General features: G+C 48.7%; 14 protein-coding genes, 1 pseudogene and 1 riboswitch. Of the genes and pseudogenes, 12 read left to right on the top strand and 3 right to left on the bottom strand.

Annotated elements, in window-relative coordinates:
* Positions 1 to 46 precede the first annotated feature (46 nt).
* Positions 47 to 579 (top strand): annotated as a pseudogene (locus IQ294_RS08605) (DinB family protein).
* Between the two features lie 239 nt (positions 580 to 818).
* On the opposite strand, the gene IQ294_RS08610 reads toward IQ294_RS08605, so the two are convergent.
* Complete coding sequence (locus IQ294_RS08610) at positions 819 to 1,484, bottom strand: class D sortase (RefSeq protein ID WP_203333625.1); 666 nt, start codon at positions 1,482 to 1,484, stop codon at positions 819 to 821.
* A 3-nt stretch (positions 1,485 to 1,487) separates the two neighbouring features.
* Positions 1,488 to 2,822: a processed acidic surface protein gene (locus IQ294_RS08615; protein WP_203333626.1), complete on the bottom strand. Its 1,335-nt coding sequence runs from the start codon at positions 2,820 to 2,822 to the stop codon at positions 1,488 to 1,490.
* A 158-nt stretch (positions 2,823 to 2,980) separates the two neighbouring features.
* On the opposite strand from IQ294_RS08615, the gene IQ294_RS08620 reads away from it, so the two are divergent.
* From IQ294_RS08620 to IQ294_RS08645, 6 genes are all read left to right on the top strand, one after another.
* The gene (locus IQ294_RS08620; protein ID WP_203333627.1) at positions 2,981 to 3,655 is read left to right on the top strand and encodes an HAD family hydrolase; all 675 of its coding nucleotides are present in this window, start codon (positions 2,981 to 2,983) and stop codon (positions 3,653 to 3,655) included.
* Positions 3,656 to 3,846: 191 nt separating this feature from the next.
* The gene (locus IQ294_RS08625; protein ID WP_203333628.1) at positions 3,847 to 4,398 is read left to right on the top strand and encodes a copper resistance CopC family protein; all 552 of its coding nucleotides are present in this window, start codon (positions 3,847 to 3,849) and stop codon (positions 4,396 to 4,398) included.
* Positions 4,395 to 5,456, top strand: coding sequence for a copper resistance D family protein (locus IQ294_RS08630; RefSeq protein ID WP_203333629.1), 1,062 nt, complete (start codon positions 4,395 to 4,397; stop codon positions 5,454 to 5,456). The genes IQ294_RS08625 and IQ294_RS08630 overlap by 4 nt, the downstream gene beginning before the upstream one ends.
* Positions 5,457 to 5,671: 215 nt before the next feature.
* Positions 5,672 to 5,968 (top strand): replication/maintenance protein RepL, encoded by a 297-nt coding sequence (locus tag IQ294_RS08635; RefSeq protein ID WP_203333630.1) that lies wholly within the window; start codon positions 5,672 to 5,674, stop codon positions 5,966 to 5,968.
* Positions 5,969 to 5,973: 5 nt separating this feature from the next.
* Positions 5,974 to 6,210, top strand: coding sequence for a helix-turn-helix domain-containing protein (locus IQ294_RS08640; RefSeq protein ID WP_203333631.1), 237 nt, complete (start codon positions 5,974 to 5,976; stop codon positions 6,208 to 6,210).
* Between the two features lie 50 nt (positions 6,211 to 6,260).
* Positions 6,261 to 6,695 carry a hypothetical protein gene (locus IQ294_RS08645; protein ID WP_203333632.1) on the top strand — a complete coding sequence of 145 codons (435 nt, stop codon included), beginning with the start codon at positions 6,261 to 6,263 and terminating at the stop codon, positions 6,693 to 6,695.
* A 280-nt stretch (positions 6,696 to 6,975) separates the two neighbouring features.
* On the opposite strand, the gene IQ294_RS08650 is transcribed toward IQ294_RS08645, so the two are convergent.
* Positions 6,976 to 8,277 carry an MFS transporter gene (locus IQ294_RS08650; protein WP_203333633.1) on the bottom strand — a complete coding sequence of 434 codons (1,302 nt, stop codon included), beginning with the start codon at positions 8,275 to 8,277 and terminating at the stop codon, positions 6,976 to 6,978.
* 329 nt (positions 8,278 to 8,606) lie between these two features.
* A riboswitch (cobalamin riboswitch) is annotated at positions 8,607 to 8,783 on the top strand.
* Positions 8,784 to 8,944: 161 nt separating this feature from the next.
* Here IQ294_RS08650 and IQ294_RS08655 point away from each other — a divergent pair.
* The 5 genes from IQ294_RS08655 to IQ294_RS08675 all read left to right on the top strand — a co-directional run bounded on the left by IQ294_RS08655 (position 8,945) and on the right by IQ294_RS08675 (position 13,828).
* On the top strand, positions 8,945 to 9,430 hold the full coding sequence (locus tag IQ294_RS08655; RefSeq protein WP_203333634.1) for an acyl-CoA thioesterase: 486 nt from the start codon (positions 8,945 to 8,947) through the stop codon (positions 9,428 to 9,430).
* 1 nt (position 9,431) lies between these two features.
* Positions 9,432 to 11,714, top strand: coding sequence for a ribonucleoside-diphosphate reductase subunit alpha (locus IQ294_RS08660; protein WP_203333635.1), 2,283 nt, complete (start codon positions 9,432 to 9,434; stop codon positions 11,712 to 11,714).
* A 13-nt stretch (positions 11,715 to 11,727) separates the two neighbouring features.
* The gene (locus IQ294_RS08665; RefSeq protein ID WP_203333636.1) at positions 11,728 to 12,774 is read left to right on the top strand and encodes a ribonucleotide-diphosphate reductase subunit beta; all 1,047 of its coding nucleotides are present in this window, start codon (positions 11,728 to 11,730) and stop codon (positions 12,772 to 12,774) included.
* Positions 12,755 to 13,243: a flavodoxin domain-containing protein gene (locus IQ294_RS08670; protein WP_203333637.1), complete on the top strand. Its 489-nt coding sequence runs from the start codon at positions 12,755 to 12,757 to the stop codon at positions 13,241 to 13,243. Before IQ294_RS08665 ends, IQ294_RS08670 begins: the two co-directional genes overlap by 20 nt.
* Positions 13,244 to 13,498: 255 nt before the next feature.
* Positions 13,499 to 13,828: a helix-turn-helix transcriptional regulator gene (locus tag IQ294_RS08675; protein ID WP_203333638.1), complete on the top strand. Its 330-nt coding sequence runs from the start codon at positions 13,499 to 13,501 to the stop codon at positions 13,826 to 13,828.

Genomic DNA, 13,828 nt, shown 5'->3' on the forward strand with positions numbered 1-13,828 from the left:
AATTCTATACAGGAAGAAAGTAAAATCACCAAAAAGGGGTGCCTGTATGAATTTGCGCTTTGAAGAAGCTATTCAATTGCTGTCGCGGACACCGGCCAGCCTGGAGGCGTTTCTTTCCGGCCTGCCGGAGAGGGATGGATCCACTGCAATGAAGGCGAAGGAACGTGGAATGCGGAAGAAGTGATTGCCCATCTGATTGAAGCGGAGATAAGCAACTGGATTCCGCGTATTGAAACACTGCTTCAGCAAGGAGAAAGCCGGACTTTTCCGCCGTTCGACCGCTTTGCCCATCTGGAAACCGCAGCTGACACCACTATCGAACGGAAGCTGGCGGCATTCAGGGAAATACGCATGGCCAATCTGGAGAAGCTGAAAGAACTGGTGGATCCGGAGGAAGATCTCGATTTGCGGGGGATGCATCCCGAATTCGGCTCCGTCACTTTAAGGGAACTGCTCTCTACGTGGGTCGTGCATGACCTGACGCATATTTCGCAAATCACACGCGTCATGGCTGAAAGATACCGGCAGGATGTCGGTTCGTGGCAGCAATACTTGAGTATTTTGAAAGCGAGAAAGTGATTCAATCAAAAAGTGCCCCACTCTACAATTTAGAGTGGGACGCTTTTATGTGAGAAATGGGAGAATCGCTGATAAACCGTGAAAAATCGCCGATAAACCCAATGTCGCTTTTCTTACTGGCCAGACTCCAGCGGCCCAGCTCTTCGGGTCATAAGTCGACTCAGCTGCCGTGGCAGAGACCGCCACTCTGCTGATTCGTCTTATGCCTTTCAGAGCTGAACGGGCGCTGTCGCTTTTCTTTATTCCTTCGAAACCAAATCAGCTACCAGGATAAAACGTTCGGGTGCATCCGGACCGATGAAGTCGAACGGGTAACAGGTCGAGACCGTCAGCGTCGCTTTCGGTTTCGGCACGATTACTGTCCGGTCATCGGCATCCACAATGCGGGTCATTTTCACTTTATACGTAAACGTTCCAGCCGATGTTTCGACAACGAGCAGATCGCCTTTTGCGACTTCGCCGAGCCGGCGGAATACGGTATCCATATGGCCGGAGAGAACCGAATTGTCGTTTTCCCCAGTCAACACGCTCCCTGCAAAATGGCCGACGCCTTTCAACAACTCGTCTTCATCGGTGCCGTGGAAAATCGGCAGCACCGCGTCGATGGATGGAATCGTCAGGTTGCCGATATTGTCACCTGTTTCCGGGCGAACCGGGTAGAGCACTTCATCGTCCGCATCCGCTTCGCCTTGTTCTTCCGGCAGGCTGAGCGTTTCATTGGATGGAGCGGTTTTTACGCTGAAATCGGCACTGTTGACCTGGCCGGATTTGAAGAGCAGGTAACCTTTCAGGAAAGAGGCGGCGTTCGTGCCGCTGAACCAAAGACCGAATGCTATCATTGACAGAGCCAAAGCCGTCAAAAAAATCTTTTTGCGGCCTTTGCCTTTATTCCTTTCGTTTCGCATCGATCAATTGCCTGCAGTTTTCATGCGGCGGAACAGGAGGAAGCCGGCCAGTACAAATGCCAGGCCGATCAGCGCGTTAACGCCGTAATCGGATGCTGTTTTCGGGAGCTTGCCGCCTTTGACGGTTTTCACCGCTTTCACGTCTTTTTGCACAGTCACCGGTTTTGGGGCGGCAACCGCTTCTTTCACAACTTCAATGTCCTTGCCTGTTTCTTTGATGATTTCTGAACCGAACATTTCGGCTGTGAAAATCATGTCTGCCAGGAAAGTGCCTTGAGTATTGTAAATTTCAATCAATAAATCCATGCCGTTTGTCGTTTCGAGTGCCATGAGAGCAGCCAGCGTGAGCGGTTGCTTGTCAGTGCCATCAGTCAGGTAGTATTTTATATCAAGTTCAAACAGGTCGATCAATTGGGTGAAGATGTCCAGAATTTCTGCAATTTGAGCTGCATCCAGATCATCTGCGCTTTCAAAGTCTTCCATGGCGTCAATGCGTACTAGCAGGGCATCGATCTGAGCCATGAAACCTTCATCTTCGATATCCAACGTCAGCAGATGGTCGAAAATACGTTCCAGCTCTTCATCAGTCAAACCGATTTCTTCAAACAGCCCTTCAATGCCGAAATCGATTTCTTCATAAGGCTCTTCGTTCACATAGTAATTGATCCAGTAATGGAGGTCTTCTTGGAAAATGATGTAAATTCCATCAAGTACATCTTCACCTTTTTCAATGTCGCCGAATTGCACAAGCAAGGCATTGAGTTCCTCACGGGTCAATTCGAATTCAGCCATTACAGCCTGCACGCCTTCTTCAGTCAAAGGCGTCCCCAGTTCATCTACAGACCAGTAATCTTCCAAAGACCAGTCTTTCGATGCAAGGTAAGCGATGTAGTCTTCTTGGGACCAGCCGATTTCCTTCAGGAATGCTAAGAATTCAGGATCATTTTCTTCAATTCCGGCTTCCAGATAATATTCTATATAGAAGTAAAGATCTTCTTCGAAAATCAGATATATGCCGTCAAGGACATCCTGGCCTTCTTCGATGTCGCCGTATTCGAAGAGCAGCCCATTCAATTCCTCGCGCGTCAATTCGAAAGCAGCCATAACTTCCTGCACGCCTTCTTCAGATAAAGGCGTTCCCAGTTCATCGGCGCTTTCATAATAATCAAGAGTCCAGTCTTTACTGTTCAAGTATTCAATATAGTCTTCCTTAGACCAGTTGATTTCTTTCAAGAACGCTTCAAATTCATTGTCGTCTTGTTCAAGCGCAAACGTTGAAGCAGGTACAGCCGACAGCACCAGAAGGACTGCCATCAATAAAACCAATAATTTCTTCATCTCTTTCCCCCATCAAACAAAATAGTGTTAGCCAGAAAATTATCATGTTTGTCCAGTCCGTCTAACATAGGTCATAAGTCATTAATTTCTAAAAAGTTCCAAACTCATGTATGATTTGTACTATCTGAATAAAAAACGTAGAAAACAGGTGAATTCCGATGATAAAAGCAGTTATTTTTGATTTGGACGGGACACTTCTGGACCGGGATTCTTCCATCCATAAGTTCATCTTGGAGCAATACGAAAGGCTGGAAAATAAACTGGGCCATATCGGGCAGGCGGAGTATGCGTCGCGGTTTATCGAGCTCGAGAAAAATGGCTATGTCTGGAAAGATGAAGTCTATCTGCAGTTGGTTGATGAATTTGACATCCAGGGCATCTCGTGGCAGGAATTATTGGATGATTACCTTGCGCAGTTCCCGAAACATTGCATCCCGTTTCCGGGGGTGGTCCCGCTACTTGAGGAGCTGAAGGGCAGCGGCATCCGGCTTGGCATGATCACGAACGGGTTTACGGATTTTCAGGCGGGCAATATCCGTGCCTTGGGCATTGAACCGTATTTTGATGAGATATTGATTTCTGAAAGAGAGGGTTTACGGAAACCTGATAGGCGGATTTTTGAACGGGCGCTGGAGCGGTTGGGCGTGGCTGCGAAAGAAGCCATTTTCGTCGGGGATCATCCCTTGAATGACGTGGAAGCTGCGTCGCTCGCCGGCATGGTCAGCGTCTGGAAACGGAACAGCCAGTGGGAAGAAGCTGCGGCAGACTTTATCATCGATGATCTGGGGGAAATTCCGGGGGGGATCCGTCGAAGATTCCGACTCGAATCGTGAATGTGCGGAAGGCCCGCGGGGGCGGGCAGTGAAATGTTATCCGGCCGCCATCCATCCGGGTGTTTTCGCGATGCAAAAACGGTGAAAACCCATCCTTTCTTTATTCACATAAGTTTCACAGGATCGCATGTTCAGAAAGGCAAATTCAAATAGTATTATTACCAAAGGCTTTATATCTTAAGGAGGATCTCATGAAAAAATTATTCGCATTCTTAATCCTGTTATTGATCATGCCGCTTTCAGTGAACGCGCACGCCGGACTTTCTTCATCCACGCCGATGGAAGGGGAAGCGCTCGATGTATCACCGGAGGAAATTCGTTTCCAATTCGATTCGGCGATTCAGCAGGGCGCCATGACCATCGTTGACGAATCCGGCAGCGAAATTGCATTGTCAGACGTCAGCCCCGAAGAGATGGAGCTGGTTGGCCAATTGGAAGATGAACTTCCGAACGGCACATATGTTGTGGACTGGAGCGTCATCAGCCAGGACGGACATGAAGTTGCCGGTACGCTGACATTCAATGTTGCAGCTGAAACCGTTGAAGCAGAAGCTGCAGAAGAGACGGCAGAGGCAACAGAAACGGAAGAAGCAACAGCTCCGCCTGCAGAAGAAGAAGCGTCGCAAACTGTAGCGGCGGCTGATGAAGCGGCCGCGGAAACGACTCCGTGGATGACCATCATCCTGATTGCAGTCCTGGCAATCGCCGCTGTTACGATTTTCGTAATGGCCAGAAGAAGATGATTTGGTTCACCATCGTTTCAGATTTTCTGTTATATGCTGTGGTTTCGTTATTGGCCGGCCACATCGTTCTGCAATTTGTACCGGATCACCGTAAGCCGGCCGTCACGATCAAAAAATCGGTGATCCTGCTGGCAATCGCATCCATACCGGTCCTGTCGGCGGCGCCGGCGATCCAATTGGCGGGGCTGTTGATGAAAAACAGCCCTCCCGGTTCAGCAATTTGGATGGCCATCACTGAATTTCAGGCAGGCCAAAGTTTCATATTCAGTCTGCTGCTGGCTTTTTTCTGGTTTGGCGCAATGGCGTTCAACAGTTCGAAAGAGATTCAGGCTTTCTGGTTCCTGCTGGCTGTTGTCAATATTGGTTTTGGGAGCCACGCCGCATCGCTCGAATTCTTACCGGGCATGCTCAGCCATACCGTGCATTTCCTGGCGCTCTCGCTATGGGCAGGCGTTTTGCTGGTCGTCACCTTTTTTGCGGCAGACCTTGGCAATTGGCGCAGCTTCCTGAAATGGTTCACGCCTTTTGCGTTTGGCATGGTAATGGTACTTCTGCTGAGCGGCATTGCAGTCTGGCTGCTGTTTTCAAATCCAGCTGATTACGCGGCTTCCTGGGTACTCCCGTATGGCCAGATGCTGTTATTGAAGCATCTGAGCATTTTGCCTTTATTGGCGGCGGCTGTCCTGAATGGTTTTGGCAATAAAGCGAAGGCACCTTCGCGCCCTCTGTTGAAGCTTGAAGTCTTCCTGCTCGGCCTGGTGTTTCTGGCCACTGCCACCATGAGCAAGCTTGCACCGCCCCATAATGTTGTCAATACGCTGCTGACTGAAGGCACAGCGCCGTTTTTGGAATTGGTAAGCGGCAAATTATTGCTGCCGATCGTCCCGCAACTTTCCATGTCGGTCGACGGTATTCTGCTGGTGTTGCTGGGATTCATGTCGCTCGGCCTGATGATCATGGGCTTTTTCAAAAAGCTGCCTTTATGGATTTTATGCCTTTCCGGCCTTATTTTTGTAGCAGCCTCATATATTGGATTAATGATGAATATGAATTTTTGAAGTCTATTTTATACCGACCCAAACGGCCGTTCCGGATTTTCGTTCCGGAATGGCCGTTTTTATTTCTATGTAAATTAAACCAGGAACGACTTTCCCAATAAGATTACAAATATTATTTTCTGATTTATCTGATAAGAAAATGATTAACTATTCTTTATAAAGGGTAAATATGTAAGAAGAAAATCGATATTTGAAATTTATGGGAGGCGCTATATATGGTAGGCAAATTTGCAATAAGCAGCAACAAAAGAATGGAAGAGAAGGATCTATTAAGGAAATCAAGACATTGTTTTGCAAGTGAAGATGAGAAGAGCAAAAAGAACGGGGAAGTATTCATGGTTTATTTCCTGAATAACTCTTCTTCGGAAGGTGTGCTGTTTAAGACGATCAAGGAAATTACAACAGATTTGAATATGTCTCATGCGGCTTTGACAAAAGTATTGAAAACGCTGGAAGATCATCGTTTCATCTATCGCCGCAATGGGATCATCGGCCTGCATCAGGATCTGTAGGCTGAATGGCATCAAGTTTGAGACAAAAGGAAGAGGTGGGGCAGATGGTCCAGGCAGTAAGTGGATTGCAGGAACTCCGGAAGGCCAAAGGGATTTCATCGCAGGAACTGGCCCGCGAGGTTGGAGTTGCCAAAAGCGCAATCTGGACTTATGAGAGCGGAAAAAAAGTGATCCCGGAAGATCATGCTGAGCGTTTTGCGGAATTTTTTGGCTTGCCTGCAGATGTGTTATTGGGTCCCTGATCCAATTCTGACTTTTCAATAGACCCAAGAGTGAAAAGGATGTGAACATCATGGAGAATACAAAAGCGGCAATAAATCATTTTTACCGGGAACGTGCTTTTACGGAATTGGCGGAAAGTCTGGAAGGCCATCAGAAGGAAGTGGCTCAAAATGCTTTATGGGAAATTCAGGTCTTAAAACGCGAATTGCAATTACTGCGCCGTGAAAAAGACACACTTCTGCATGAAAAAAAAGAGTTGAATGCATTATTGAAAAGCGAAAAATACCGATCCAAGGAAATGAGCCGGTACTTTAACCGCTGGACGGAAGATTATGCAAAAATCATTAAGATTCCAATCGATATGGAAAATGAAGCGCATATCCGCCAGCATTATTTCTCTTTGCGCGAATCGGCAAAGAATCTGGTCCACAGCTGCCGGCGCAAGCTCGACGATTACGATGCGCCAGAGAAGACTCCGGCAGAAAGTGGCGTTAAAAGGCATTAAATCCGGAGCCCGGTCAGACTGGCGCCTGTGTTTATCGAGTCCAATACGGTATTCCGGTTCTTTTTTCTCCTCCAATCAATAAAACCCGCAAATCCTATCAAACCGGCAATCATGCCAAAAAACAACCTATCTTCATCAGCTCCTTTTTCAGGCAATTTTAGCTATTGATATCGCCGTAAATGAAATAAAAAAAAACAGGAGGATCCGACTGGGGGATCTTCCTGTTTTCGTGTGGTTGCATGATTTGTAAAACGGCATTCAAGTTTAAGCTGCACCGGCTTTATTGCATAGAGGCTTTTTCAATGGGGAGCGGTGCGGGCAAAGCCACGATTTTTTCCTGTTTCATGTCTTTGGCAGGCGGTTCTGCCATAAGAGCGGCGGCCATTCCCAGTACCGGGAACAGCATCAGCGCCCAAAGGATTTCCGTGTAGCCGCCGAACAGGTCAAAGGCAATGCCGAGCGGCAAAGGACCAAGCGCTGAACCCGTTACGATCATCGCCATCGAAATGCCACTGATGCTGCCGATGTGCTTGCGGCCGAAATAATTTGGCCAGACAACAGCCATGACAATGCGTTCCATCCCCATGCTCACTCCCCAGACCAAACCGAAGACAATGGCAGCGGCAAGAAAATCCGCCTTTTGCAGGAGCAGCAGCGAAGCGATTTCTCCTGCGAAGACCAATACCAGCATATATTGCACTTTCACTTTATCGAGCAGCAGACCCGTAAGGAAAGTCACCGGCAAGCCGATCAATGCCGTCAGGCTGAGTATGCCTGCCGCAGCTTCAAGCGACAGGGAATTTTCATGGAAAATCGAAACAAGATGGAAAGTCAGTCCAGTGTTCACAATGCCGGGAATCGCCGCACAGACGAGCAACAGCCAGAAAGCCCGTGTTTTGGAAGCTTCCTTGACGGACCAGCTCACTTCTTCTATGCGTTTTTGCCGTTTCCCGGATTTTTCTGCGGCGCCGTTATCCGGCAGCAGGCCGACATCTTCCGGAGAATTGCGGATCAGAAATAAAGCGAGCGGCGTAAACAGGACAAGTATGATGGCCCCGAGCACAAGCCAGGACATGCGCCAGCCGAAAGAATCGATCAGCCAGACGTTCAGCAAGGGGAACGCTGCTGAGCTGACCAGTCCGCCAATTGCGGCAATGCTTAAGGCGCGTCCCCTTTTTTTGACGAACCACTGCGGAATCAGGGAATTCGAAATCAATGCCATGGACCCCTGGCCGAGCAGGCGGATGAAGAAGAAGCCGATGAACAGCATGACAAGGCTTGTCACAAAACTATTGAACAGGCAGGCGGCCGCCAGCAGGGCCGACACGATCACCGCCATTTTCCGGGAACCGTTACGGTCAATCAGCCGGCCCACAAAAAACAGCAAAAAGCCCGCTGCCAGTGTCGCGCCCGAATAGATGGCGGACACCGTTGAACGGCTCCAGCCAAAATCCTCTATATAATAATCGATGAAAATTGAATTGGAATAAGTTTGTCCGGGACCAGAGAAAAACTGGGACAACGCCGCAATGGCAACAATGACCCAGCCGTAGTGAAAATGATTGCCAGCAAATCGTTTCATTAGTAAAAGTGCATCTCCATTTAATGTAATAGCCAAAAATCCTAACAAAATAAAAGTCTCATATAATTGTTTTAATATCAGTTTCTTATCATAACATAATTATTTTCATTTTAAAGTATATGAGTCTAGAGTAATAAAAATGAAATCTATCTGATAATTGTTATTTTTAGATAATCATTTTATAAGATATTATTATTATTCACACGTAAATTTTGGAAATCCCGCATGATAAATACTGATCAAAACGGCCCTTGCTAAAAATATGCTGCTGATATATAGTTTAGGAGTACCATATTTAGTTTATATTAAATAAAAGAACACAATATATAGTGAAAACCGATAATGAAGGTGCCTGAAAGGGCTTAATAGGGAAGCCGGTGAAATGCCGGCGCTGTACCCGCAACTGTAAGTGCTGACGAGCTTTGGAAACCACTGTCGAAAGATGGGAAGGCCATAGCAGAGGATGACGCACGAGCCAGGAGACCTGCCTTCGTTATATGTTAATTGCCTTCTCCGGGAGCTGGGGGGTATGACGATGGTCTTGACGGGAATCAGTGCGTTTTTCTGCCGGTATCCCCTTTCATGCTGCGTTTATCCAACCCATCTTCTCTCCGGAGAAGATGGGTTTTTTTGTGTTTGGGTTTTATTTGAAAGGATGATGAATGTAATGAAGCAACAGATTTCAGCAGGTATATCACGCACAATCCAGACAAGGCTGGTGCTGCCGCCGGATACGAATCATATGGGTACGATTTTCGGAGGGACGGTGCTCGCCTATATTGATGAAATTGCAGCAATCACAGCAATGAAGCACAGCGGCCAAGTAGTGGTGACGGCATCGATCGATACGGTGAACTTCCTGTCCTCCGCGCGCATCGGCAATGTGCTGATCCTGGAAGGCGTCGTCATTTCGACAGGCCGGACGTCGATGGAAGTATATGTGAAAGCGGAATGCCAGAATATCGAAACGCGTGAGCGGACGCTTACGACGACGGCTATCCTAACGATGGTGGCAGTGGATGAGGGCGGTAACCCCACCCCCGTGCCGGGCGTGGTTCCGGAAACGGAAAAAGAGCAGAAATTGTTCGCGAACGCACAGGCGAGAAAAGAGCGGCGCATGAAACTGAACGAATTTGCGAAGGAGCTGGTGTAGGATGACGATGGAAATCTCAACAGAATTGGATACAGTCGAAAAAGCGTTGGAGCGTGCCGAGCGGCTGCACGGACTCGATACTGCAGCATTGCGGAATAAAATCGGAGAGCTGGTTGGCAAGATCGACACGGAACAGTCTATGCTTTATGCGCTGAACCGCATTTCGATGGATGAACCGAACTGGACGTTTCTGGCGGCGGAATTGTATGTTGGGGAACTTTACCGGCAGGCGGCTGGGAGCCGGGGTTATGACTCAGGAGGGAAATATGGAGGCTTCTATGAATTGATCGAGAAACTCTCACGTATCGGCATCTATTCGGATGAGTTGCTGAAAGCCTACTCGGAAGCGGAAATACGTGAGCTCGGCGCAATCATCGAACCGGAACGCGATCTGCTGTTCAATTACATCGGTTTGTTTTTACTTGCCGACCGCTACTTGGCGAAGGATTATGAAGGCAACCTCCAAGAATTGCCGCAGGAGCGTTTTCTGGTGATCGCCATGGCGCTGATGCAGAACGAGCCGGCAGAGCGGCGCATGGCATTGGTGAAGGAAGCCTACTGGGCGATGAGCAATCTGTATATGACGGTCGCGACACCTACTTTATCAAATGCAGGCAAAAGCTTCGGTCAGCTGTCTTCGTGTTTTATTGATACGGTCGATGATTCACTGGACGGCATCTACCTGAACAACTGGGACATCGCACGTCTGAGCAAAGATGGCGGCGGACTCGGCATCTATTACGGCAAAGTGCGCGCTTTGGGGTCGGATATCAAGAAATTCAAAGGCAATTCCTCAGGAGTCATTCCGTGGATACGCCTCGTCAATGATACGGCGGTCAGCGTCGATCAGCTTGGGCAGCGCCAGGGAGCAGTGGCGGTGTATCTGGACGTTTTCCATAAAGACATCATGAACGGCTTCCTGGATCTGAAAACGAATAATGGCGATGAGCGCCGTAAAGCGCATGATATTTTCACCGGCGTTTCGATTCCCGATCTGTTTATGGAAAAATTGAAGGAAACTGATGAAAATGGCCGCAGTGTCGGTGAATGGCATACGTTCTGTCCCCATCAGGTGAAAGAGGTGATGGGCTGGAAAGATGATTCTGGCGTTTCGCTGGGGTTGGAGGATTTCTATGATGAAACCGACCGGGCTCTTTTTACGGAAAAATACGAAGACGCGGTTTCTAATCCTTTATTGCCGCGGAAGACCTACCGGGCGATGGACATCATGGCGCGCATCATGGTGTCGCAGCTGGAAACCGGCACGCCGTATATGTTCTACCGCGACGAAGCCAATCGCCAGAATCCGAACAAGCATCTGCGCGGACGCGGGCTGACGTCGATTTACTGCAGTAATTTGTGTACAGAAATCATGCAGAATATGTCGGCGACGACGATTGTCAAAGAATTCACGGACGAAGACGGCAATTTGGTCATGATCCGCAAACCGGGCGATTTCGTCGTCTGCAACCTGTCCTCGGTCAATCTGCCGCGGGCGGTGAAGGCGGATGTCCTCGAGCGCCTGATTCCCATCCAGATGCGCATGCTCGATAACGTCATCGATTTGAATACGATTTCCGTAGGACAGGCCGATGCGACGAATAAAAAATATAGAGCAGTTGGTTTGGGGACGTTCGGCTGGCACCATCTGCTTGCGCTGGAAGGCATCCACTGGGAAACGGAAGATGCCGTTAAATATGCAGATAAACTGTATGAAGAAATTGCTTTTCATTCCATCCGTTCATCGATGGAACTCTCGAAAGAAAAAGGCAGCTACCGTGAATTTGCCGGGTCGGAATGGCAGACGGGTGAGTATTTCAGCCGTAAAGGCTATGAAGGTGAAAAGTGGCAGGAGCTGCAGAAAGAAATTTCCGAACACGGCGTCCGCAACGGCTGGATGATGGCCGTGGCGCCGAACTCATCGACGGCGAAAATCGGCGGATCGACAGATGGCATCGACCCGCTGTATGCCGTTGAGTATGCAGAAGAGAAGAAGAACTTCAAATTCAAGGTGACGGCACCGGATCTGGATCATAACACTTACGATTATTACCGCCGGGCGAGACACGTGCTGGACCAGAAATGGAGCATCCGCCAGAATGCGGCGAGACAGCGCCACATCGACCAGGCAATCAGCTTCAACCTGTATGTGCCGCATACGATTAAAGCGAAGGAATTGCTGGAGCTTCATCTGGAAGCATGGCAGCAGGGACTGAAAACGACTTATTACGTGCGCAGCACTTCGCAGGCGGAAATTGAAGAATGCGAAGCGTGCATGAGCTGAGGGAGGACTTATGATGACAATCCATACACCGTTAACAAAGATCAAATTGCTCAATCCGGAGCATCCGAACAAATCGACGGGCATCCTGAACGGCAAATCGTCTGGACTGCTCAACTGGAACGATATCGCCTATCCGCAGATGTACGATCTGTATCAGACGCTGCTGGCGAATTTTTGGAAAGCGCAGGAAATCAACATGCAGGACGATATCAAGCAATGGGATCACTTGAGCGACACGGAACGTGATGTCTTCCTCCGCATCAATACACAGCTGGCCTCACTCGACTCCCTGCAGACGCCGACGATGACGATGGTGATGGATTATGTCACCGATTCAAGCTTCAAGGCGATTTTCGCGGTCATCGCCCAGCAGGAAGCGGTCCATAACGAATCCTATTCCTATATATTGAGTTCGCTTGTATCGGTGGCGGAACAGAATGCGCGCTTCGATCAGGCAAAAAGCGATCCAGTCGTGCGGAAGCGCAATGAAGGGATTCTGGATGCTTATGAAGAGTTCCGCCAGAACCCAACGCCGCAGACTTTATTCCAGCTGGGCATCAATTCGATCAATCTCGAGGGCATTTATTTCTATGCCGGATTCGCGTTCTTCTATCACCTGGCGCGCCAGCAGAAGATGCTGAAAACGAGCACGATGATCAGCTATATCCAGCGCGATGAGATGCAGCATGCTTATTTCATCGGGCAGTTCGTGCGGATCCTATTGACGGAGAATCCTGAGCTGAACAATGAAGAAAACATTGCTTATATCTATCGTTCGGTGGACCACGCCGTCCAGCTGGAAAAGGAATGGGCGCATTATATTTTGGCTGATATTGATGGACTCGATCTGGAGGAGTTCGGTCATTATGTCGAATACTTGGCCAATAAACGGCTGCGGCAGCTCGGTGTGGACAATCTCTACGAAGAGCGCAGCAATCCCATGCCGTGGATCCAGGTGTTCGGCGACGATATGATGAATGGCACGAAATCGGATTTCTTCGAACAGAAATCCCGCACGTATTCGAAAGTGTCACAGTCGAATGGGTTTGATGAACTGTAAGGCGGAAATAGCCATTGTCTACAGCTCCATCACCGGTAATACGAGGGAACTGACAGGTATGCTGGTGGAAAGTGTGCAGGAGCAGGGAATGAATGTGCATGTATTCGCACCCGAACAATTCTGCCAGGCGGATATTGGTTGCTTCGACGCCGTGCTGGTCGGCACGTATACATGGGGCAGCGGGGAAATCCCCTATGAAATGAGGGACGTTTATCATCATATGGAGTCGGTTGCATCAAAGCATCTCGTAACGGCAGTGTTCGGCACAGGCGACAGTTTCTTTGCGGAATTCTGCGGAGCTGTCGACGGCTTTCGGGACATGCTGTATGCGCAGACGGACCTGGCAGCAGTGCTGAAAGTTGAATTAATGCCGCAGGAAAAAGATTTGACGCGGTGTGAAAAGTTTGTCGAAGCGGTGGGCAGCCGACTGGTAGAGAGTGAGGAAAAGAGAAAAAGCAAAGCGACTTGAAAGTGGAGTTGCTTTGCTTTTTTTACGGCCTGGGGAAGCTCGAATTTGGGAGAATCGCCGATAAACGTCCGGAAATCGCTGATAAACCTAAAAAAATCGCTGATAAACCCACAAAAATCGCTGATAAACCCGCGACTCCAGTTTTCTCAATGTGTTTCCAGCATTAAAAAAGCAAATTTTTTACAAAAATTCCTTCCCTTTTTATGTCACGACGTGATATAGTCGAGATACGACATAGTGAGAAGAGGGATACCGGTGGACATCCAGAAGTTGCTGAAGAAATATGTACCGATGACCGAGACGGCTTTTTATATTTTATTGTCATTAACGGAGCCCCGGCATGGCTACGGCATCATCAAGCATGTCGAGGAAATCACGGTCGGCCGCCTGAGTCTGGGTTCCGGTACGATTTACGGAACCCTGACCAAAATGCAGAAAGACGGCGTGATTACGGTGTTTGCCGACGAGCAACGGAAGACCGTCTACGAAATCACCGATGCCGGAAAACAATTGATGCAGGCAGAAATCAGGAGAATCAAAGAAGTGCATCACAATGCGATCGCGTTTGAGGAGGGATTCAGTTGA

The sequence above is a fragment of the Planococcus beigongshangi genome (assembly GCF_016820495.1).
GTDB classification, from domain to species: Bacteria; Bacillota; Bacilli; order Bacillales_A; family Planococcaceae; genus Planococcus; species Planococcus beigongshangi.